Below are 18,983 nucleotides of genomic sequence, written 5' to 3' on the forward strand. Positions count from 1 at the left end.
TTAGGCGAAGCTATAGCGCATCCCTCCTTGTTTGAAAGGCTCCTCGGCGTCCGCCCGGATAAGCGCGGCGATTTCCGCGACGGATTTGAGCCCCAGATTGTCCCCACTGCGCAGGCGCACATTAGCGCCGCCCGCCTGCACTTCCTTTTCACCTACCACCAGAATATACGGAACCTTGGCAAGCTGCGCCTCGCGCACCTTGAAGCCCAGCTTCTCATTGCGCGTGTCGGCTGTAACGCGGATGCCCAGCGCCTTCAGCTCGTCGCACATTTTCAGGGCGGCTTCGTCGCCCGCTTCCGTCACCGTAAGCAGACGGGCCTGCTCGGGCGCAAGCCAGGTGGGCAGCGCACCGGCAAAGTTTTCGACCAGTATGCCGATGAACCGCTCAAGCGAACCCATGATGGCCCTGTGCACCATGACCGGCCTATGCCGCTCGCCGTCCTGCCCCACATAGGTGAGGTCAAAACGTTCCGGCAAGGTAAAATCAACCTGAATAGTCGAGCATTGCCATTCACGGCCGATACAGTCAAGCAGGCGCACGTCAATTTTGGGCCCGTAAAAAGCACCGTCGCCAGCGTTGATCTCGTAGGGCAGACCGGCTTTTTCCACAGCCTGGGTAAGGGCGTTGGTGGCCAGCTCCCACGCTTCGTCGGTGCCAATGCTGCTTTCAGGCCGGGTTGAGACGGCAACCTTGTACTGAAAGCCAAATAGATTCATGAGGTCGCGGATAAGGTGGATGACCTCAAGAATTTCGCCTTCAAGCTGCTCGGGGGCGCACAAAATGTGCGCATCGTCCTGGGTAAACTGGCGCACCCGCAAAAGCCCGTGCAGCACGCCGCTTTTTTCGTGGCGATGCACCACGCCCAGCTCAAAATAGCGCTGGGGCAGGTCGCGGTAGCTGTGCAGCTCGTTGCCGTAAATAAGCATGTGCGAGATGCAGTTCATGGGCTTGACGCCGTAGGTGTCTTCGTCAATCTTGGTAAAATACATGTTTTCGCGGTAGTGGTCGTAGTGGCCCGACTTCTGCCACGTTTCCACGCGCAGCAGCTGCGGCCCCTGCACGATTTCGTACCCGCGCTTGAGGTGCTCGCGCCGCCAGAAGTCTTCAAGGATGGTGCGCACCATCATGCCTCTGGGCAGCCAAAAGACCATGCCGGGCGCGACGTCTTCCTTGAAGGTAAAGAGGTTGAGCTCGCGGCCAAGCTTGCGGTGGTCGCGGCGCTTGGCTTCTTCAAGCTGCTTGAGGTAGGCGTCCAGCGCTTTTTGGTCGGCAAATGCCGTACCATAAATCCGCGAAAGCATGCGATTTTTTTCATCGCCGCGCCAGTAGGCCCCGGCAACGCTCATGAGCTTTGAGGCCTTGGCAAAACCGGTATGCGGCACGTGGGGGCCACGGCACAGATCGGTAAAATCGCCACATGTATAGAGCGACACCGTGTCTGCGTCGATGCTTTCAATAAGCTCGACCTTATAATTTTCGCCCATGGCGCGAAAAACTTCAACGGCCTCCGCCTTGGGCAGCACCTTGCAGGTAAATGGCTCGCGCGCGTCGGCGATACGCTGCATTTCCGCTTCTATAGAAGGAAAATTCTCGCTGGAGAAGGGCTTTTCGACGTCAAAATCGTAGTAAAAGCCGGTGTCGATGGAAGGGCCTATAGTGACCTTGGCAGTGGGAAAGAGGCGCTTGACCGCCGCCGCCATGACGTGGGCGGTGGAATGGCGGATCATCTGCAGCCCCTCGGGCGAGTCGGCGTACACGGGCGCAAGCTCGGTGCAACCGGCAGGCAGGCAGGCGGAAAGATCCAGCAGCACGCCGTTATCGGCGCGCGCCGCCACAACGGCCTTGAACTTTTTGCCGCTCAAGGCTTTTTGCAGGGCAGAGGCGACAGAATCTCCGGCCTCGACCATCTGCCCTTCCACACGGACTTCCATGAAAAACTCCTTACACGAACAACCGGTGCGGCACATAAAACAAAGTGGGGAGGTAAACCTCCCCACTGCGCCGATTCCGGTCTTCGGGCCGCTCAAGCGACCTGTGCTATGGGCGGGGCCAAGGCCTTCCGCCGTTAAGGGGAACGATCCCCGAAGAGTCATTTGGTAGGAACGAACAGACTTGAACTGTTGACCCCTTCCGTGTCAAGGAAGTGCTCTAGCCACCTGAGCTACGCTCCTACATGGGCAAGAGGCTATATAGCTATTCCCCATACCGCCGTCAACACTTTTTTGTCGCATTGCCGCAAATTATTGCAAAATCTCCCCAAAACCACCCGAGGGGCCAAAACTTTTGGCGTTGTTGCCGCAGGGTCGTTTGCGATTTTTGACCGCCAGGTCTACAGCTTTTCCTTCAGTCTAAAAGAAAAGTTTCTGGATCCCTGGCAGCTGCAAGACAGTTGCGCACCCGGCGCAAGGCCATTGCCTACGCAGCAGGTTCACCGGGCTACAGGGTCTCGCCCTGCCGCAAGGCCGCCAGCCAGTTGCCAAATGCCTCTTGCGCACGGGCGGAATACAGGGCCTTGCGGTCTTTTTTGCGGGCTTTTTCGCCCAGCTCCGGCACAAGGCCAAAGTGCGCGTTGGAGGGCTGAAAGTGCTTTACCGGGGTGCGCAGGTGGTTGAGCAGCCCGCCAAGAGCGCTCTCAACCGGCGGGAGCGGCAGCTCGCGCCCGTGGGCGCGCGCGTCAAGCAGCATACCCAGCCACAAGCCGCTGGCGGCTGATTCCACATAGCCTTCCACACCGGTGATCTGCCCCGCCAGATACACGCCGGGGCGCGCCCGCAGCGACAGGTCCGGGGCCAGCACATCTGGCGCGTTGACGTAGGTATTGCGGTGCATGCTGCCAAAGCGCGCAAACTCGGCATTTTCCAGCCCCGGCACCAACCGGAACACGCGGGCCTGCTCGCCCTGCGTGAGCTTGGTCTGGCAGCCCACGAGGTTGCAGGTTTCGCTGTTGGCGTTTTCGGCCCGCAGCTGCAGTATGGCCCATGGGCGACGCCCCGTCCGCGGATCCACAAAACCCACGGGTTTGAGCGGCCCAAAGGTCAGGGTGCGGGGACCGCGTTCGGCCAGAGCCTCAACCGGCATGCAGCCTTCAAAATGCTTTTCCTGCTCAAATTCGCGGGCCGAGACCTTTTGCGCCTCAAGCAGGGCCGCATAAAAAACATCATATTCGTCGCGGCTCATGGGGCAGTTGAGGTAGTCGCCCTCGCCGTCGGCCTCGCCGTTTTCCTGCCCGTAGCGCGAGGAACGAAACACCACGTCCATATTAAGGGAGTGCGTCCACACGATGGGAGCGATGGCATCATAAAAATAGCAGTGTTTGGCCCCCACCGCTTCGGCCAGAGAGGCAGAAAGCCCCTCGGAGGCCATGGGCCCCGCAGCCAGCACCACAGCCCTGCCCTCGCCGTAAAAAGGCGCGAGCACGGGGTCGTCCAGCGACGCAACCTGATGCTCCACGAGGGCAATATTGCCCTGCGCGCGCACCCGCTCGGTCATGGCGCGGGCAAAGGCCTCGCGGTCAACGGCCAAAGCCTTGCCCGCAGGCACGCGGTGGGCGTCGGCCAGTTCCATAAAGTCGCTGCCAAGGGCGCGCATCTCGGCCTTGAGCAACCCCACGCCAGAAGTGAGTTCATCAGAGCGCAAGGAATTGGAGCACACAAGCTCTGCAAGATGCTCGCTGATGTGGGCAGCCGACCTGTGGGTCGGCTTTTGTTCAAACAGGGTTACGGCGTGGCCAGCACGGGCCAGGCGCAGAGCGCATTCGCACCCGGCAAGGCCGCCGCCCACAACGGCTATGGACATGATTTGCATACAGTCTCCTTGCCGCGCAGCTTGAAAGAAAACCCTGCTGTTGGCAAGGGGCGTCCGCAATCACGCGCAGTACAAAAAGCGCTCCGCCAGAGCGGAGCGCTTTTGCCATGCCGTATGGGCGGGGACGTTTACAGCCCGCAAGTTACTCACGCCCGGGCATCAACATACCCGGGCGGCTGGCCCGCAGGCCGCAAGAATCTTGTAGACCGCCTTTTGCGAGAGAAAATACCGCTCAGCCAGCTGCGCAACAGACCAGCCCGCCCTGCGCCTTGCGGCAATTTCGCGGTTTCTGGCGGCTCTGCATGCGTGGCTTGGGGCAGCATCTCCCCAGTGTTTTTTATTTTCCTGTTTGCGGGGAATATACAGATATTCTCCGTCAACATACTCCTGTATGGCCTGCAGCAGATGCTGCGGCAGAACATTTGCGGCTTTTTTATAGCCCATTGTGCTTCCTCCTGCTGTAGCGTCAGGACGGAGCAAGGGCTATTGCCAAAACAATCAAGCTGTTATGCAATAGCCCCTGCTAAGCACAACAGACAGAATCCTTGTAAGTATACATCCAATAATCCTGTTAGATGGTTGCTGTTGCCTGTTTTTTATACGCGGCATTGTTGCGCGTCAACCGGGCGGACGTTCAAAACCGCTCTTGCCCCCGCCGAAAAGCTGCGCTACTAACAACCGATGCACGACGACCCTTTACCACAGCACGCAGCCGCTCCGACAAACGGCACCAATACGGGCCCAGCCTCCGACGGCATGGCCCCGGTTGATATTGCCTTTGTCCGCGCCGGTGCGCGTGAGCTCTACGCCCAGGGGCAGGATGACTTTCTGGCCCCGGCTACCAGCCAGTCGGCAGGCATGGATCTGCGCGCCTGCCTTGACGGGCCGGACGCCGTGATTCCCGCCGGGGGCAGGCTCAAGGTTCGCACCGGCATAAGCGTGCAGCCCCGTTTGGCGGGCATCGCCGGCTTTGTCTACTCGCGCAGCGGCCTGGGCGCGCGCGACGGCATCACCGTAGCCCAGGGCGTTGGCATCATCGACCCGGACTATACCGGCGAAATTCTGGTGTTTCTTCTAAACACCTCAGGCCAGGAGCGACGCATTAAAAACGGCGAGCGCGTGGCCCAGCTTATCTTTCAGCCCTTTGTGCGACCGCGATGGCGCGAAGTAACGGAACTGACGGCCACAGAACGCGGTTCCGGCGGTTTCGGTCACACCGGGCGCTGATACTCTGCGCTGGCAACAGCCGGCGTCTTTCATCCATTCCACCATTCATACGTTCACCGAGAAGGAGTTTGTCCATGTCACAAGCTTTTGCCGCCGTGAAAGCCGGGGAAGAGAGTCTGCTCTGCCGTTCCTACAGCCGTTACCCGCTGGCTATCGTGCGAGGCAAAGGCGCGCGACTCTGGGACGTGGACGGCAAGGAATATGTCGACCTGCTGGCGGGCATTGCCGTGACGGCGCTTGGGCACTGCAACGACGAAATCTGCGCGGCGCTTGAAGCACAGGCCCGCAAGCTCTGGCACGTGAGCAACCTGTTTTATCAGGAAGAACAGCTTGAGCTGGCGCGGTTGCTGCTCTCCACCAGCCACCACGGCAAGGCATTTTTTTGCAATTCGGGGGCGGAAGCCAACGAGGCCTGCATCAAGCTGGCGCGCCGCTACATGCGCAGCGTAAAAAAACGCGACGCCTATGAAATCATCACCCTTGAGGGATGCTTTCATGGCCGCACCCTCGGCTCGCTGGCCGCCACCGGCCGCGAGAGCCTGAGCCAGGGCTTCACCCCCCTGCCCGAAGGCTTCAAGCAGGTTCCGGCAAACGACCTTGCAGCGATGGAGGCCGCCATCACTCCCGCCACCGCAGCCGTCATGGTTGAAGTGGTGCAGGGCGAAGGCGGCATCGTGCCCCTGCCCGCCGACTACCTGCACGGCGTTGAGGCCCTGTGCCGCAAGCACGACGTCCTGTTTATCTGCGACGAGGTCCAGGCGGGCATGTGCCGTACGGGCAAGTTCTGGGCCTTCCAGACCTGCGGGCTCACGCCCGACATCATCAGCATGGCCAAATCACTGGCCAACGGCCTGCCCATGGGCGCCATGCTGGCGACCGACGAGGTGGCGCAAGGCTTTGCGGCGGGCAGCCACGCCACAACCTTTGGCGGCGGCGCGCTTGTTTCCGCAGTGGCGGCCAAAACGATTGAAATCATGCTGCGCGACAAGCTGGCCGACCGTGCAGGCGCGCTCGGCGAGCACATGAAAAACCAGCTGGCAGCCCTGCAGCAGCGCCTGCCCGGCAAAATCCGCGAAATACGCGGCCTGGGCCTCATGCTGGGCATCGAGCTGACCGTTTCGGGCAAGGACGTGTGGGAAGAACTGCTGCGCCGGGGCTACATATGCAACCTGAGCCACGGCGTAACCCTGCGTCTGCTGCCGCCGCTCAACATCGACCAGGCGGATCTGGATGGTTTTGTGACCACGCTTGAGGATATTCTGAAGGCTTTTTAAAAAAATAGCCCCTCGCGGGGCTTTACAGAAGCACGATTGTAAACTACATAGTGCTTCCTGAAAATATTCTGCAATTCATACGGCAACCCCGCTCTGCGGGGTTGCCGCTTGCTTTACACAAGGAGTGACGAATGGACGTTTTTGACCAGGCTACCGAGCTGGAGCGCCTCGACCGCGAATCAGCCCTCATGCGCGCGCGTGCCGCTGTGGACCGAGGGGGCCCGGAAATGATCAACGGCGTGGCCTGCTGCCGCGAATGCGGCGAACCAATCCCCGCAAAGCGCCTTGCCGCTCTGCCCGGCGTTGGCCTTTGCCGCGCCTGTCAGGAAGAACGCGAAGGCGGACACGACTAGGCAGACCCGGTTTTATCAGCCGCATGCGACCGAAATTCTGCCGTTGCGCTTGCTGACATCCGAGCTTACCGCGTTCCTTGTCGTTGGCGGAGCGCCTCACGGCGACCGCCAGGCCTTGTCTGCCGCCCGCGCACGTCGCGGGTTTGCGTACGTCACGGCCCGCGTGGGGCTGCCCCGCTTCCACATCCCCGGCCAACACGCCCAAGGGCCTGCCGCACGGCAGGGCCTTTTTTTTCGCCCGCCGTTCCGCTGCCCGGCTCCGCCCAGGTGCCAGCGTTCCGCCAGCAACGGCTGCGACAAACCGCCGCTGGCCTCCAAATGCAAAACGCCCTGTCTGCAAATTCGCAGGCAGGGCGTTGAAATTATAGACCGGGGCCTCCGGCGACCAGCACCAACGCCTACAGCCAACAGCTGTCAGTTCCAGATAAAGTGCAGCAACCAGTATGAGATAAAGCCGATAACGCCAGCTGCGGGCAGGGTGAGCACCCACGCCGTTACCAGGTTAGCCGCCACGCTCCAGCGCACGGCCGAAAGCCGCTTGGTGGAGCCCACGCCAAAAATGCAGGCCGAGATGGTGTGCGTGGTGCTGACCGGCGCACCCATCAGCGACGCGCCGGTGATCACGATGGCCGCTGAGCTTTCGGCGGCAAAACCGTGCACCGGCTCCAGCTTGAAAATACGATGCCCCATGGTTTTGACGATCTTCCAGCCGCCCACGGCGGTTCCCATGGCCATGGCCCCGGCGCAGGAAAACTTGACCCACAGCGGCACTTCGACCGTGTCGATTTTGCCGAATATCATCAGGGCAAGGGTAACGATGCCCATCGTTTTTTGCGCGTCGTTGAGCCCGTGACTGATCGCCATAAATGCGGCGGAAACAAGCTGCAGCCGCCGAAACGAGGCATTTACCTTACGCCTGTGGATGCGTCCGCATATCCAGTAGATGCTCCACATGCAGCAAAACCCGACCATATAGCCGGCCAGGGGCGAGGCCACCAGCGGAACCAGCACCTTGTCCCATATGCCTTTGCCGTTCAGCGCGCCAAAGCCCGCATCGGCCACGGCTGCGCCGATAAGCCCGCCAATAAGCGCGTGCGACGACGACGAAGGGATGCCGAAATACCAGGTGATGCAGTTCCAGGCAATGGCCCCCACCAGCGCCGCCAGAACAAGCACATGGCTGCCGTCCACGACCTGCGGCAGCACAATGCCGCTGCCCAGGGTTTTGGCCACTTCCGTGCCCAGCAGCGCCCCGCCGAGGTTCAACACCGCCGCAGCCCCTACTGCAAAACGCGGCGTCACCACTTTGGTAGATACCACGGTGGCAATGGCGTTGGCGCAGTCGTGCGCGCCGTTGGTGAAGTCGAACACCAGGGCCACCAGCACGATAAGCGCCAGCAGCACGGGGATATCAAACATTTTTCATCACCGCTTCTTCGATGGTTTCCGCCAGGGCATTGACCTGTTCGAGCAGAATATTCATACGCTCGTAAGCCTGGCTCCATTTGAGCACCCGCATGAGCGCCTTGCTTGTCAGCTCCTGATGCTCGTCCATCAGCTCGGCAAGGCCCACGGCCAGCACCATGTCGCATTCGCTGCGCAGGGTGCGGAAAACTCGGGTTTTGTGGCAGTCGCGCCGGGCGGCAAGGCCAACCAGCATGTCGCGGGTCAGGTCAAGCATGGAACTGATGGTGCGCGCCATCTGCAGGGCGGGAAACCGAATGGCGGAAAATTCAAAAATATGCAGCCGCGTGCTCAGGCTGTGCAGGCAGTCCATGCACTCTTCCTGCTCCTGATTGATACGCAGGATGTCCTCGCGGTCAATAGGCGTGATAAAGGTCTGCGAAAGCGCGCGGATAATCTTGCCATGCAGCAGGTCGGCCTCTTCTTCCAGAAAGGCTATTTCCTTATGCACGTGATCCATGTTGGAGACGTCTTCCAGCATGTTTACAAGCAGTGCGGCCATGCGGCGCAGCAGATCGTTCTGCTCTTCCAGCATGGAAAAAAACGGTGCGGATTTGGGCAATAGAGCAGGAAACATCCCTTCTCCTTAAACTGGTTGCAAGCGCCGTGCGCCAACGAATGGTTGCTGCGACCCGTTGCCCGGGCAGGCAGCGTCAGGGGGGCGAACACCACATAGCCTCCCAGCCTGTTTGACCTCTTCCATTTATACCGGGCAGAACTTTGTGCCAAGAGAAAAGAAGGGGACAAATTAAACTTTTCAATTTTTTTAAAAGAAATCAAATCATAGTGGTATGTTATAAAAACATTTTTTTGCGCATCTTGGCTGCTGACGCCGTTTTTTGCGGCAGACCACGATCACGGGTTGAGTGCTCAATCCATAGATCAGAGACACGCATTATACAATGGTCCGGCACGGGAAATTCATACCTGCGCGTCAGAGGCTCAGCAGCCGGTGGCCAGCCATTCCAGGGCACGGCGCGCCGCGGTTTCTGACAAAAAAGTCCAGGAAGGCTTCACAACGCAGCTTGCCTCGGGTAGCCAAAGGCCGCCGTGATGCAAAAAAAAGCGAGAGGAGGAAGTGCCGGGCGCGGCCTGAGGATCGCCGTCGCCGTACAGGGGATCGTTCCACAGGGGATGCCCAAAAGCCGCAGCGTGGGCGCGTATCTGGTGACGCGCCCCCCGCCGGATGCGGCAGCCCGCAAGCGTCAGCCCCACCCGGTGAAATTGAGAATCTTCGGTCAGCGCGGGCAGGTTGAGCTCCGCGCCGTCAAAGTAGTGCAGGGGCAAAAACTCCGTCCAGCGCGACCGGCCAGCGTCGCAGTCAAGCACGCGGGTTTTGCTGCGTTTGTCGGTGCGCAGGGCAAGCCTGACGGTATAATATTCCTCCAGCCGACCGGCCAGCAGAGCCACATAGCGTTTTTCGCAGCGCCCGGCCGCCTCCGCCCGTCGAAAATCCTGCGCGGCCTCCAGGGTCAGCGCCGCGCAGACAATGCCCGACGTGCCGCGATCAAGGCGCTGCAGCAGCTGGGGGGCAAAAACTCCGCCTTGACCCAACGATTGCCCCGCCGCTTGCCCTGCGCTTGCAGCGGCAAAGGCTACAGGGTCCGCCTGTCCGGCCAGCAGCTGCGGCAGCATACCCTCCAGACTGGGAGCTGTGCTCCCGGTCAACGCTGCCGTGTGCAACCCCTCAGGCTTGTAAAAAAAGCACAGATCGCCCTGCCTGCACACAAAACGCGGTTGCTCCTGCCCGCCTGTCAGGCCAGCGCCGCACGCCTGAGGCTGCCCCTCATGGCCCTCGGCTCGCGCCGACGGAGCAGGCATTGCAGACCGTGGCGAAGCCTCGACCAGCTCGACCACATCGCCCTTGCGCAAGCGCTGGGCCGCCGTGCAGGAGCGGCCGTTTACCACGACCAGCCCGCTGTCGATGCAGCGCTTGCGCCCGCGCAGGCCCATCTGCGGCAAAAGCAGACTCAGCGCGTAGTCGAGCCGCTGGCCCGCCATGTCCGCGTCAGCAGCCTCAAACCGCCTTGCAACCGGTTGACCCGACGCGGCAGGGATATTTGCACCATCATGGCTACTCACAGGGACACCGAGCTGCCGGGCACCAGTTCCAGCAGAGCCTTGGCCGTCAGTTCCGGCACATGCCGCTGCGGATCATTTTCGTGCACCAGGTCTCTCTCCACCAGCCGCACGCCCATGTCGGCGAGGGCCGTTCGTTCTCCAGCGTCAAGCCCGCCCTCATAGCGGCCGTGGCGGGGGTCGACCAGCACGGCATGCAGCAGCGCCTCGCTTGCGGCTGCGGGCGCGTCCTCGCGCAGATGGCGCAGAATCATGGCCGCCTGCCCCGCCACTGTGAGGCCGTGCAGTTCGACATCTGTGCCCGTATTGGGGATAAATATTTTGGGGCAGGAGACCGCTGCAACGGTACGTCCCACATTTTGCGGCAGCAGGTTGGCCAGAACGCTGGTGTAAAAGCTGCCCATGGGATAGCAGATGGCCCCTGCGGAACGCAGGTAGGCCACGGATGCCGGGGCAAGAGGCGGGCGGCACGGCGTCTGCATTTTTTTTGCGTCGTCCGTTCCCCGGTCCGGCTCGTGCACGGTCAAAAAAAGCCGCCGCACAGCGCCGCTCAGCTCTTTAAAGCGGTGCTGCCCCACGACCACCGAGCCGTCTTCAAGCTCTGCCGCCAGATGCAGGCTCTCGCTCACAATGGGCAGAACCACGCCGCGCGTTTGCAACAAGCGGCTCAAAAAAGCCATGACAGGGCCAAACACACGTTTGTGGTGCAGATAGCCGCCAGCCAGAATCAGGTTGCCCAGACAGGCCCTGAAAGGGTCAAAATCTTCGGGCATGCGCTGCAGAAAAAAATTGAGGTGCAGCCTCAGGGCATCGGCAAACAGGGGCGGCATCCCTCCCCAGACTGGATGCGACAGGCTGCCCATTTGCCGCAGCTGCAGCCGCAACAACTCGGGGTCACTATGCTCGGGGGATTTGTCCGGCAGCCGGCTCGCGCAAAAATCCGTAACCGCAGCAGGCACCACCGCGCTGTCAGCCAGGGCCAGCAGGCGATTGCGGATATCGCCCACGGCAGGCATGGCAAAGGCCCGCCGCAGCGCGGCGGAACTGCCGCCGGAATCAAACGGCGTGACCAGATGGACGGAATTGTGGGTATAATGGATCAGCTCGCGGCTGAGGTCGCGCAGGGCTGTGCCCCCTGTAAAAAAAACCAGCCTGGGGCCAAGCGGCGGAAAACAGAACGGCGAAAACTTTTCACTCACACCGGGCTCCCTGCGGCCGCCAGATAGTCCTCCGGCAGAGGCTCGCAAAGATTGCGACAGGAGGGGATCAGCCCCATTTCACACATCCGCAAAAAGATCAGCCTGCCAATCCAGGCGTCGGTTGCGGCATAGGCGATCTGACGGGGCGTCAGCTCCATGAGGCTCCAGTTGGAGCACTGCGACCCCTTGGAGATACGCCAGCCAAAAAAGTTTGCCGTCAGCGTGCGCAGGCCTTGGCTGGGCATCTTGTGCGCACGGGCCACGCCGCCAAGATCGACCAGGCCCGCGGGTTCAAAGTCGTACAGGCGGGCAAGATCACGCATGTCGTCGCGTATGCCCACGCCAGCTTTGACCTGATCAGGATTTGCCAGAATTTCAACAAGATGCGGCCCAAATGGCAAAAATGCCAGCTGCACCAGATATACGGCACTGGCGGTAGCCAGCTGGATAAGCGCCGGAGAATTGCGGCGTCCCTTGCGGAACGAGGGCCGCGTTTCCGTATCAAACCCGATCAGGTCAGCCGAACGCAAATCTGGCAGCGCGTTCTTCCAGTCCTCGAGAGTGCGAATGACCTGCACTGCCCCTTCGTAATGGCAAAGGGGCATGGCGTTGATTTCTTCGCAACTCAGCCGACGGCGCAATACGTCCATATCCATAGGTTACTTACCGATGCAGAATTGGGCAAATATGCTGTTCAGCACTTCAGCCGGGCTGGAGAGCCCGGTAACTTCCCCCAGATACGCGACGGCCATGTCCAGTCTGACCGCGCAACAATCGTAAGGCTGCCCAGCGACAACATCCGCGCGCAGCCCTTCAAGTTCTTTCAATGCATTTTCGAGCGCCAGAGATTGCCGCGCGTTGGGCGCAAGGCCTTCTTCCGGCGCGCTCTCGGCACTGCCCCCAAGCAGAACCGCACGCAACGTACCCGCAAGCTCTTCAACATATGTATCGGAAAGTGCGCTTACTGCGCAACAGGTTCGCGGCCCAATCCACCGTGGGGGAAACACTTTTGGCATGCAAATGTCGCATTTGTTCCACACCACGAGCAGCGGCGTATCGCCCGCAGAATCAAGCACCTCGCGGGCTGCAGGGTCGGGGCAGGACTCTGCCGCCGCGCCCTCTTCGCCAAGTTTGGCGCCGTCGAGCACCAGCACAACAAGGTCGGCCTGCAAAAGTTTTTCGCGGCTGCGGGTTACGCCCAGTTGCTCGACCATTTCTGCGGCCTGCCGCAAACCTGCCGTATCCGTAAGGCGCACGGGCAGACCGTCGAGCACGCAGGTTTCTTCCAAAAAATCTCTGGTGGTGCCGGGAATATCCGTCACCAGCGCGCGCTCCCGCCCCAGCAGGGCGTTGAGCAGGCTGGACTTGCCCGCATTGACGGCCCCGGCCAGCACGACCAGTGCCCCCTGCTGCGCGATCTGCGCACGGCGGCTGCCCGCCAGCAGGCGGCGCACCGAATGCATGACGCCATCAAGCACCTGACACAAAGCTTCTGGCTCCATGCCTTCCACTTCTTCTTCGGGAAAATCCACCGCAAGGCACATCTGCGCCCGCAGCATTTCAAGCTCGTCGCGTAGTTCAACGGTACGCTGACCAAGCAGCCCCTCAAGACGGTTGAGGCCGTAACGCAGGGCCTCGCGCGAGGGCGCGGCAATAAGCTCGGCCACCGCCTCAGCCTGGCTGAGATCAATGCGCCCGTTCACAAAGGCCCGCCGCGAAAACTCGCCCCGTTCCGCCTGACGCGCCCCATAGCGCAGCGCGCTCTCAAGCACGGCCTGCACCAGATACGCGCCCCCGTGGCTGTGTATCTCGGCCACATCCTCGCCGGTAAAGGTTCGCGGCCCAGGCATAAAAACGGCCAAAGCGTCGTCCAGGGCTTCGCCGTTCCAGTCGATGACGCGGCCCCGGTGCAGATGCCAGGGAATAAAATTTTCCACCTGCGCGGACAGGGGTAGAAACATGCGGGCCAGAACTTCCTTGGCGCGTGGGCCGGAGAGCCTCACAATGCCGATGCCCCCCGAGCCGGGCGGGGTGGCAATGGCGGCAATGGTGTCGCCGCGTTCTGTCTGCACTGCTGTTTCCATATCTGCCCTTTACTCTTGCGCGTAACGCCGTTTTTTGCATCTGTCCGGCGTCCAACCCCGGCCATACCGTGCGGCGTGCGGAACTTTAAAAAAGCGTTGCCGGAGACTTTGCCCTGCTGGGCCGTTTCTCCGGCAACGCTACAAGCTTTCAGACAACGATGGCCCAGCTTGCAATCAGCGCTTACGCGCATGTGCCGTACGGCCTCAAACTAGGGGCGGTCTCCCTTTTTACGCATGATCACCACACGCTTCATGGGGCCGTCGCCGGTGCTGCGGGTCTGCACGTCAGCCGCTTCCTGCAGGCAGACATGCACAATGCGACGGTGATACGACGAAAGCGGACGCGTGGAATATGAACGGCCGCTTTGGCGAACCTTATCCGCCAGGGCCAGGGCCATTTCGCGCAGTTTTTCGTCCTGACGGCGGCGGTATTCGCCAGCGTCCAGCTGCACGCGCACGGCGGCGTTCATGCCGCGCGAAACAATGCGCGAAATCATATACTGCAGAGCGGCCAGGGTCTGTCCCTCGCGCCCGATCAGCAGCCCTGAATCCTCGTCGCACTCAATACCCACGTACACCCTGCCGCCGCCGATTTTAACGGCAATGCCCACCTCGTCGCCGGTAATGGGGCGAATGAGCTTGCGGACGGTTTCGTCCACCAGGGCCTCAAGCTTGGGTGCATCGAGTTGCTCAAGCGGCGTTACGGGCAGGCCCTCGCCAGCGGCGTCAAAGTCGTCTTCAAGTCCCTCCGCAGGGGCCTCGACGCGAGGGGCGCGCTCTGGCCGCCCGCCGTCGCGGTGCGGCGCCCGGACTTCGCCCTTGCCGTTGCCCCGGCCATCCTGACGGACATCGTTGCGGCGGCCCCGTGGCTCACGCCCGTTGGCTTCCGCAGCATTGACTGTTTCGACGGTTTCGTCGCCGTCGGCATTTTTGGCGGCACGGTCGCGCCCGCGATCATTTTTGCCATTACGGTTTGACGGCCGGTTGCTGTTTCTGTCGGGCTTGCCATTGCGTTCGCGACGGTCAAAGGGCTTTTCTGCCGGTTTTTCTATCACGTTGCCGTTACAGGCCGCATCCAGCGCGTCTTCACTTTCATAAGCGTCGAGCGGCTGTGGTTTGTTGCGGTTGCGCCCACGGTTGCGCCGGTCGTCCTGCTGTCCGCGCGGCACGCGGGACTCTTGCAGACGCGGTGTCTCGCGGGTTTCGTCCCGCCCCATGTCGTTCTGGGCTTCAGACGCCTTGGGTGCGGCATCGGCACCGGCATCATTGCTGGCCTCAGCCTCTGCTACGGGCGTCGGCGCTGGTTTTGCGTTGCCGGTCTTGCGCGGTTCGACCGCTGCAGCCGTCTGCTCGCCGGTAACGGCAGCGGCCTCGGGCGGCGTTGGGGGCAAAGAGCCCTCGCCGCCTTTTCTGCCCAGGATGCTGTCCACCGTTTCGCGCAACTGCACGCGGCGGGCGCGCACCTTGGCCTTGCGCGCTCCCACTATGCCGAAAATGCCAGACTTTGCGTCCTCCACAATTTCGATTTCAAGCTTTTCCCGCGCGGTATTAAAATAGCCGCAGGCTTCCTCAATGGCGCCGTCAAGATCCTTGCCCTGGAATTCTTTAAATCCTTCCATACGAACCCCTTGCTGTGTCACGCGAACCCGCCGGGGCGGCCTATTTCGCTGCGGCTGTAGAGAACTTCTTGGCCATCATCCTCTGCTGCGCAATGGACAGGATGTTGTTGACCAGCCAGTACACCACCAAACCAGAGGGGAAGCTCAGGAACATGGCCGTGAAGATCAACGGCAAGAACATCATGACCTTCTGCTGGGTGGGGTCTGTGGCCGGGGGGCTCATCTTTTGCTGAATAAACATGGTCAGGCCCATAACGATGGGCGTGATGTAGAAGGGATCCTTGGCCGAAAGGTCTGCCAGCCAGATGATGTCCGTGCCTGGCAAATAGGAAATAAAGGGGGCGTGACGCAGCTCGATGGACGTGAGCAGCGCCTGGTACAGACCAAAAAACACGGGCATCTGAATAAGGATGGGTACGCAGCCGCTGGCCGGGTTGACCCCGTAGGTCTTGTAGAGCGCCATGACTTCCTTGTTCATGAGCTCCTTGTCATCCTTGTACTTCTCGCGAAGAACCGTCATGTGCGGCTGCAGTTTTTTCATCTTTTCCATGGAGGCGTAGCTCTTGGCCGTAAGCGGCCAGAACAGCGCCTTGATGAGAACCGTCAGCAGGATGATGGCGACGCCCCAGTTGTTCACGTATTGCTGGAAAAATTCAAGCAGCCATAGCAGGCCCTTGGCAATCACATGAAACATGCCGAGATCGATGCTCTTGGCCAACTGGTCGGAAACAGCGGCAAGCCTTTCGCGCTCCTTGGGTCCGAGCCAGTACGAAACGGTCAGCTCGCGCTCCTGCCCGGGGCCGAGCATCACTTCCGGCTCTTCCACTGCGGCGCGAAACACGTTCTGTTGCATGCGGCCCTTGACGGTCACGTTGCTTGTATCACCGGGAAGCACCGCCGCCAGAAAATAGGTGCTCATGGTGCCCGCCCAGTAAATCTTGCCGGAAACCTGCGCCCCCGTTGTCTCAAGAGTTTTGGACGAAGATTCTTCGCTGAGGCTGCCGTCGTTATCCCAGGCGAGGCGCATGGCGTCGTAGCGGCCGCCGGCGGCGTTGCTGGCGTCGGCAGCCACAGTGTAGCTCACGCGTACGCTGCGGGCCTGATCGGTGGTGTTCACCACGCGGATTTTTTCGCGGATAAGATAGCTGTCGGCGCTAAAGGTCATTTCGCGCACGACGCGCAGGTTGTCCACTTCGCCGTTAAAGCGCAGCACAGCCTGCTGGCCTGCAGCAATGTTCAGACCGTTTTCGGCATTTTCCACAGACCACTGACCGGTGCTCCACGAGGGCTGGCTGTTGATCACCAGGCCCAGCGGGGCCACTGTGGCGGTCTGGGGATCCACAAGATTGACCAGAGGAGAATCGGCATCAAGGCCGGTCTGGTACTGCTTGAGCTTAAAGGAGCGCAGCGCACCGCCACCCGTGTGAAAAACCGCTTCATAAAGCGGAGAATTGACCGTCAGATCGCGGCCAGAGGCAGGCGTAAACACAGGCAGGGCCTGTTGCACCGCAGTAGCGGCCTGTTGCTGCGCCTGCTGTTGCTGGACGGCCTGCTGGGCCTGCTGTTGTTGCGCAACAACGGCCGGGTCGGGCTTGCGGACCCAGCCCATATGTTCGGACAGGTAACTCCAGCCCACAATAACGACGAGGCACAAAAGGATGGCGATGATCAGATTTTTTCCGTCTTGCATGAGGGCGTTCACTCCTGGGACAGTGGCGGGACGTCACGAGGACGCCTTGGTGGTGGAACAGGGTCGTAGCCTGAGCCGCCCCACGGGTGGCATCTGGCAAGACGCTTGAGCGCAAGCCAGCCCCCCCGGAAAATGCCGTGGGTCATGATGGCCTCTGCGGCATAGGCGGAACAGGTGGGATAAAACCGACAGGCGGGGGGAAGCACTGGCGAGATGCAAAGCTGGTATACGCGTATAGGTAATATGCACAGGTTACGCAGCAAATGACTCATGGCAGCCCATCCAATGCCGGGCGGCCCGGCTCGCGCCGAACCATGCGCCGCATCAGCGGCAAAAGCTCGGCGGCCACGCTGGCCAAATCCAGCGCAGCCTCTCCGGCATGTTTTTTGGCAACGGTAACGATGTCGGCTTTATTGGGCAAATCGTCGCGATGCAAACGATAAAACTCCCGCAAAAGCCTTTTGACGCGATTTCGCACAACAGCATTGCCAACCTTGCGGGAAACAGCCATGCCAGTGCGCGTAGCTAGACCGGGACAATTGCCCGACAGCACAAATACAAGAAAATGCTCGGTGTGCAGACGCCTGCCCCGCTCATAGCACGCTACGAATTCCGCCCTGCGACGTATCCGCAAATGCTGCGGCAGACCATTCTGATGCATGGGAATACCCATGTCGAACGGGGCAAGCCCGCCCCGCTAGGCGCTCAGAACCTTACGGCCCTTGGCGCGGCGGCGACGAATAATCGCGCGCCCGCTGGGGGTGGCCATGCGGGTGCGGAACCCATGGGTGCGGGCCCTTCTGATTTTGCTCGGCTGGTATGTTCTTTTCATTGCAGACTCCTTAAAAAATTTCCGGCAGGGCCTTGGGCCGACCACCGGAGCGATGCGGCACGCCGGGCCTGAGCGGTTTTGGGGCTACCCCCCGGCTTTTAAGCGCGGAAGGGCGGCATTGCCCTGGCGTTAAAATATATGGAACAAGCTACATACACGCCAGCAAGCGCTCCGTCAAGCGCCAGATGCCCCAAACAACGCGCGACTATCATGCACGTGCAGCCGCAAGGGCGCAAGGGCAAAGATGCCCTGCCTGAATAAATCCATCGCTGATGATTGCAGCCCGGCCTGACTGCCAGCTATTGCCCCGCACCGCCACCGCAGAGGGCGGCAGTGCTCGGCATGCAAAAGGGAGCACACGGCCTATCCAAGCTGCAATACTCCCAATCATGCCCCCCAGCAATAGGGCGGAACCTTACGGCAAACGGTGTGCACGGTCGGCCGCGCTATTCACACGCGGCACATACGCGCTGACCGCGCCTTTTTACAAGCCAAACGGATCGGCGCAAGGCAACAAACAGCGCGAAACCCGCTCAGGGCCGGGCGTTGGCGCGGGGCAACAAATCGTCGGCTGAAAAGCCCGGTGCAGGTGCTGCGCCTGTGGATGCGCCAGCCCCTCCGCCCGTCACCCCGCCCACCGGCGAAGCCGCTGCGGACGAATAAGGGACGTCGGCTCCTGCGCCAGCCGGGGCAGAGCCAGCACTGCCCGGTGCTCCCAGAGGCGGTATGGCGCTGCTCTGGCTTGCCGGAGCCTGCAGTGAAGTTTTGCCGACGCCCTTGGGCACTGCCGCCGGGGCGGCCTTGGGGGCGGCCTTGCTTACCTTGACCTTGCGGCTGGCGTGCCGCACGGGCTTCTTTTTGTCAGCAGGGGGCGTCATGGCCAGTTCGGGCACTGCCGCAGGATCCTCAAACCGCGCCCCTTCAAGGGCGATCTGCCGAGGCGCGACCAGAGTATTCCAGTACAGACGGCCGCCCCCGCTGTGCAGCCACACGTCGTTGATATTTGTAGCTCCAGAGGGCGTGCGCGCAGGAACCTGCGGCGGCAGGGGCTGCACATCAACAGCGGCAGCCTCCGAAACAGGGCAGACAAAAAACGCCAAAAAGGCCAGCAATGGCAGCATAACTGATTTGCGCATGGAACTCACCTCTACAGCCCTTATCGGCAGGCGCAGCCGCAAACTTTAGCCCTGCCGCTGGGGCGTCGATCTCTTTTGTCGGCACGCCGGGCACAATGAAACTGCCGCGCCGCAGGGCCGCAATCCATTTTCCGGAGAAGCGTCACGCCGGAGGATGTACGCGCATTGACAGGCAGCTTTTGCTTGGGCACATTCGCACCAAGACAATCATCAGCAATGCG

General features: G+C 61.1%; 18 protein-coding genes and 1 tRNA gene. 3 read left to right on the forward strand and 16 right to left on the reverse strand.

Features of this window, described 5'->3' with window-relative positions; genetic code table 11:
• The 4 genes from thrS to DDIC_RS11205 form a co-directional block, all read right to left on the reverse strand.
• Window positions 1-1,932, reverse strand: coding sequence for a threonine--tRNA ligase (thrS, locus tag DDIC_RS11190; protein WP_136400513.1), 1,932 nt, complete (start codon window positions 1,930-1,932; stop codon window positions 1-3).
• Window positions 1,933-2,095: 163 nt separating this feature from the next.
• Window positions 2,096-2,172, reverse strand: a tRNA-Val gene (locus DDIC_RS11195).
• Window positions 2,173-2,437: 265 nt separating this feature from the next.
• Window positions 2,438-3,805, reverse strand: a complete 1,368-nt coding sequence (gene trmFO / locus DDIC_RS11200) for a methylenetetrahydrofolate--tRNA-(uracil(54)-C(5))-methyltransferase (FADH(2)-oxidizing) TrmFO (RefSeq protein WP_136400514.1) — start codon at window positions 3,803-3,805, stop codon at window positions 2,438-2,440.
• A gap of 159 nt (window positions 3,806-3,964) precedes the next feature.
• Window positions 3,965-4,249 (reverse strand): CD3324 family protein, encoded by a 285-nt coding sequence (locus tag DDIC_RS11205; RefSeq protein ID WP_136400515.1) that lies wholly within the window; start codon window positions 4,247-4,249, stop codon window positions 3,965-3,967.
• Window positions 4,250-4,561: 312 nt separating this feature from the next.
• On the opposite strand from DDIC_RS11205, the gene dut reads away from it, so the two are divergent.
• From dut to DDIC_RS11220, 3 genes are all read left to right on the forward strand, one after another.
• A complete protein-coding gene (gene dut / locus DDIC_RS11210) occupies window positions 4,562-5,032 on the forward strand; it encodes a dUTP diphosphatase (RefSeq protein ID WP_136400516.1) in 471 nt (156 codons plus the stop codon).
• 74 nt (window positions 5,033-5,106) lie between these two features.
• The gene (locus DDIC_RS11215) at window positions 5,107-6,306 is read left to right on the forward strand and encodes an aspartate aminotransferase family protein (protein WP_136400517.1); all 1,200 of its coding nucleotides are present in this window, start codon (window positions 5,107-5,109) and stop codon (window positions 6,304-6,306) included.
• A gap of 131 nt (window positions 6,307-6,437) precedes the next feature.
• The gene (locus DDIC_RS11220; RefSeq protein WP_136400518.1) at window positions 6,438-6,659 is read left to right on the forward strand and encodes a TraR/DksA family transcriptional regulator; all 222 of its coding nucleotides are present in this window, start codon (window positions 6,438-6,440) and stop codon (window positions 6,657-6,659) included.
• Window positions 6,660-7,073: 414 nt separating this feature from the next.
• Here DDIC_RS11220 and DDIC_RS11225 read toward each other — a convergent pair whose 3' ends face one another.
• The 12 genes from DDIC_RS11225 to DDIC_RS11280 form a co-directional block, all read right to left on the reverse strand.
• Window positions 7,074-8,078 carry an inorganic phosphate transporter gene (locus DDIC_RS11225; RefSeq protein WP_136400519.1) on the reverse strand — a complete coding sequence of 335 codons (1,005 nt, stop codon included), beginning with the start codon at window positions 8,076-8,078 and terminating at the stop codon, window positions 7,074-7,076.
• Entirely contained in the window at window positions 8,071-8,700 is a 630-nt protein-coding gene (locus DDIC_RS11230) for a DUF47 domain-containing protein (protein ID WP_136400520.1), read from the reverse strand. The genes DDIC_RS11225 and DDIC_RS11230 overlap by 8 nt, the downstream gene beginning before the upstream one ends.
• 365 nt (window positions 8,701-9,065) lie before the next feature.
• Window positions 9,066-10,205, reverse strand: coding sequence for a pseudouridine synthase family protein (locus DDIC_RS11235; protein WP_136400521.1), 1,140 nt, complete (start codon window positions 10,203-10,205; stop codon window positions 9,066-9,068).
• Entirely contained in the window at window positions 10,202-11,401 is a 1,200-nt protein-coding gene (locus DDIC_RS11240; RefSeq protein WP_136400522.1) for a GAK system CofD-like protein, read from the reverse strand. The genes DDIC_RS11235 and DDIC_RS11240 overlap by 4 nt, the downstream gene beginning before the upstream one ends.
• Window positions 11,398-12,057, reverse strand: coding sequence for a 3'-5' exonuclease (locus DDIC_RS11245; RefSeq protein WP_136400523.1), 660 nt, complete (start codon window positions 12,055-12,057; stop codon window positions 11,398-11,400). The genes DDIC_RS11240 and DDIC_RS11245 overlap by 4 nt, the downstream gene beginning before the upstream one ends.
• 3 nt (window positions 12,058-12,060) lie before the next feature.
• Window positions 12,061-13,485 (reverse strand): tRNA uridine-5-carboxymethylaminomethyl(34) synthesis GTPase MnmE, encoded by a 1,425-nt coding sequence (gene mnmE, locus DDIC_RS11250; RefSeq protein ID WP_136400524.1) that lies wholly within the window; start codon window positions 13,483-13,485, stop codon window positions 12,061-12,063.
• Window positions 13,486-13,694: 209 nt separating this feature from the next.
• A complete protein-coding gene (locus DDIC_RS11255; RefSeq protein WP_136400525.1) occupies window positions 13,695-15,104 on the reverse strand; it encodes a protein jag in 1,410 nt (469 codons plus the stop codon).
• Window positions 15,105-15,144: 40 nt separating this feature from the next.
• Window positions 15,145-16,794, reverse strand: a complete 1,650-nt coding sequence (gene yidC / locus DDIC_RS11260; protein WP_136400526.1) for a membrane protein insertase YidC — start codon at window positions 16,792-16,794, stop codon at window positions 15,145-15,147.
• Between the two features lie 8 nt (window positions 16,795-16,802).
• Window positions 16,803-17,066 carry a membrane protein insertion efficiency factor YidD gene (gene yidD, locus DDIC_RS11265; protein ID WP_136400527.1) on the reverse strand — a complete coding sequence of 88 codons (264 nt, stop codon included), beginning with the start codon at window positions 17,064-17,066 and terminating at the stop codon, window positions 16,803-16,805.
• Entirely contained in the window at window positions 17,063-17,467 is a 405-nt protein-coding gene (rnpA, locus tag DDIC_RS11270; protein ID WP_348769726.1) for a ribonuclease P protein component, read from the reverse strand. Before rnpA ends, yidD begins: the two co-directional genes overlap by 4 nt.
• Before the next feature lie 24 nt (window positions 17,468-17,491).
• Entirely contained in the window at window positions 17,492-17,626 is a 135-nt protein-coding gene (gene rpmH, locus DDIC_RS11275; RefSeq protein WP_022657771.1) for a 50S ribosomal protein L34, read from the reverse strand.
• 533 nt (window positions 17,627-18,159) lie between these two features.
• A complete protein-coding gene (locus tag DDIC_RS11280; RefSeq protein WP_136400528.1) occupies window positions 18,160-18,762 on the reverse strand; it encodes a hypothetical protein in 603 nt (200 codons plus the stop codon).
• Window positions 18,763-18,983: the final 221 nt, after the last annotated feature.

The organism is Desulfovibrio desulfuricans (assembly GCF_004801255.1).
GTDB classification, from domain to species: Bacteria; Desulfobacterota; Desulfovibrionia; order Desulfovibrionales; family Desulfovibrionaceae; genus Desulfovibrio; species Desulfovibrio desulfuricans_C.

What these genes read in the sequence shown, in the direction of transcription:
- thrS (WP_136400513.1), bottom strand. Translation starts at nt 1,932, where the DNA reads ATGGAAGTCCGTGTGGAAGGGCAGATGGTCGAGGCCGGAGATTCTGTC.
- DDIC_RS11205 (WP_136400515.1), bottom strand. Translation starts at nt 4,249, where the DNA reads ATGGGCTATAAAAAAGCCGCAAATGTTCTGCCGCAGCATCTGCTGCAG.
- DDIC_RS11230 (WP_136400520.1), bottom strand. Translation starts at nt 8,700, where the DNA reads ATGTTTCCTGCTCTATTGCCCAAATCCGCACCGTTTTTTTCCATGCTG.
- dut (WP_136400516.1), top strand. Translation starts at nt 4,562, where the DNA reads ATGGCCCCGGTTGATATTGCCTTTGTCCGCGCCGGTGCGCGTGAGCTC.
- DDIC_RS11220 (WP_136400518.1), top strand. Translation starts at nt 6,438, where the DNA reads ATGGACGTTTTTGACCAGGCTACCGAGCTGGAGCGCCTCGACCGCGAA.
- DDIC_RS11225 (WP_136400519.1), bottom strand. Translation starts at nt 8,078, where the DNA reads ATGTTTGATATCCCCGTGCTGCTGGCGCTTATCGTGCTGGTGGCCCTG.
- DDIC_RS11255 (WP_136400525.1), bottom strand. Translation starts at nt 15,104, where the DNA reads ATGGAAGGATTTAAAGAATTCCAGGGCAAGGATCTTGACGGCGCCATT.
- yidD (WP_136400527.1), bottom strand. Translation starts at nt 17,066, where the DNA reads ATGAGTCATTTGCTGCGTAACCTGTGCATATTACCTATACGCGTATAC.
- rpmH (WP_022657771.1), bottom strand. Translation starts at nt 17,626, where the DNA reads ATGAAAAGAACATACCAGCCGAGCAAAATCAGAAGGGCCCGCACCCAT.
- trmFO (WP_136400514.1), bottom strand. Translation starts at nt 3,805, where the DNA reads ATGCAAATCATGTCCATAGCCGTTGTGGGCGGCGGCCTTGCCGGGTGC.
- yidC (WP_136400526.1), bottom strand. Translation starts at nt 16,794, where the DNA reads ATGCAAGACGGAAAAAATCTGATCATCGCCATCCTTTTGTGCCTCGTC.
- DDIC_RS11245 (WP_136400523.1), bottom strand. Translation starts at nt 12,057, where the DNA reads ATGGATATGGACGTATTGCGCCGTCGGCTGAGTTGCGAAGAAATCAAC.
- DDIC_RS11215 (WP_136400517.1), top strand. Translation starts at nt 5,107, where the DNA reads ATGTCACAAGCTTTTGCCGCCGTGAAAGCCGGGGAAGAGAGTCTGCTC.
- DDIC_RS11280 (WP_136400528.1), bottom strand. Translation starts at nt 18,762, where the DNA reads ATGCGCAAATCAGTTATGCTGCCATTGCTGGCCTTTTTGGCGTTTTTT.
- mnmE (WP_136400524.1), bottom strand. Translation starts at nt 13,485, where the DNA reads ATGGAAACAGCAGTGCAGACAGAACGCGGCGACACCATTGCCGCCATT.
- rnpA (WP_348769726.1), bottom strand. Translation starts at nt 17,467, where the DNA reads ATGGGTATTCCCATGCATCAGAATGGTCTGCCGCAGCATTTGCGGATA.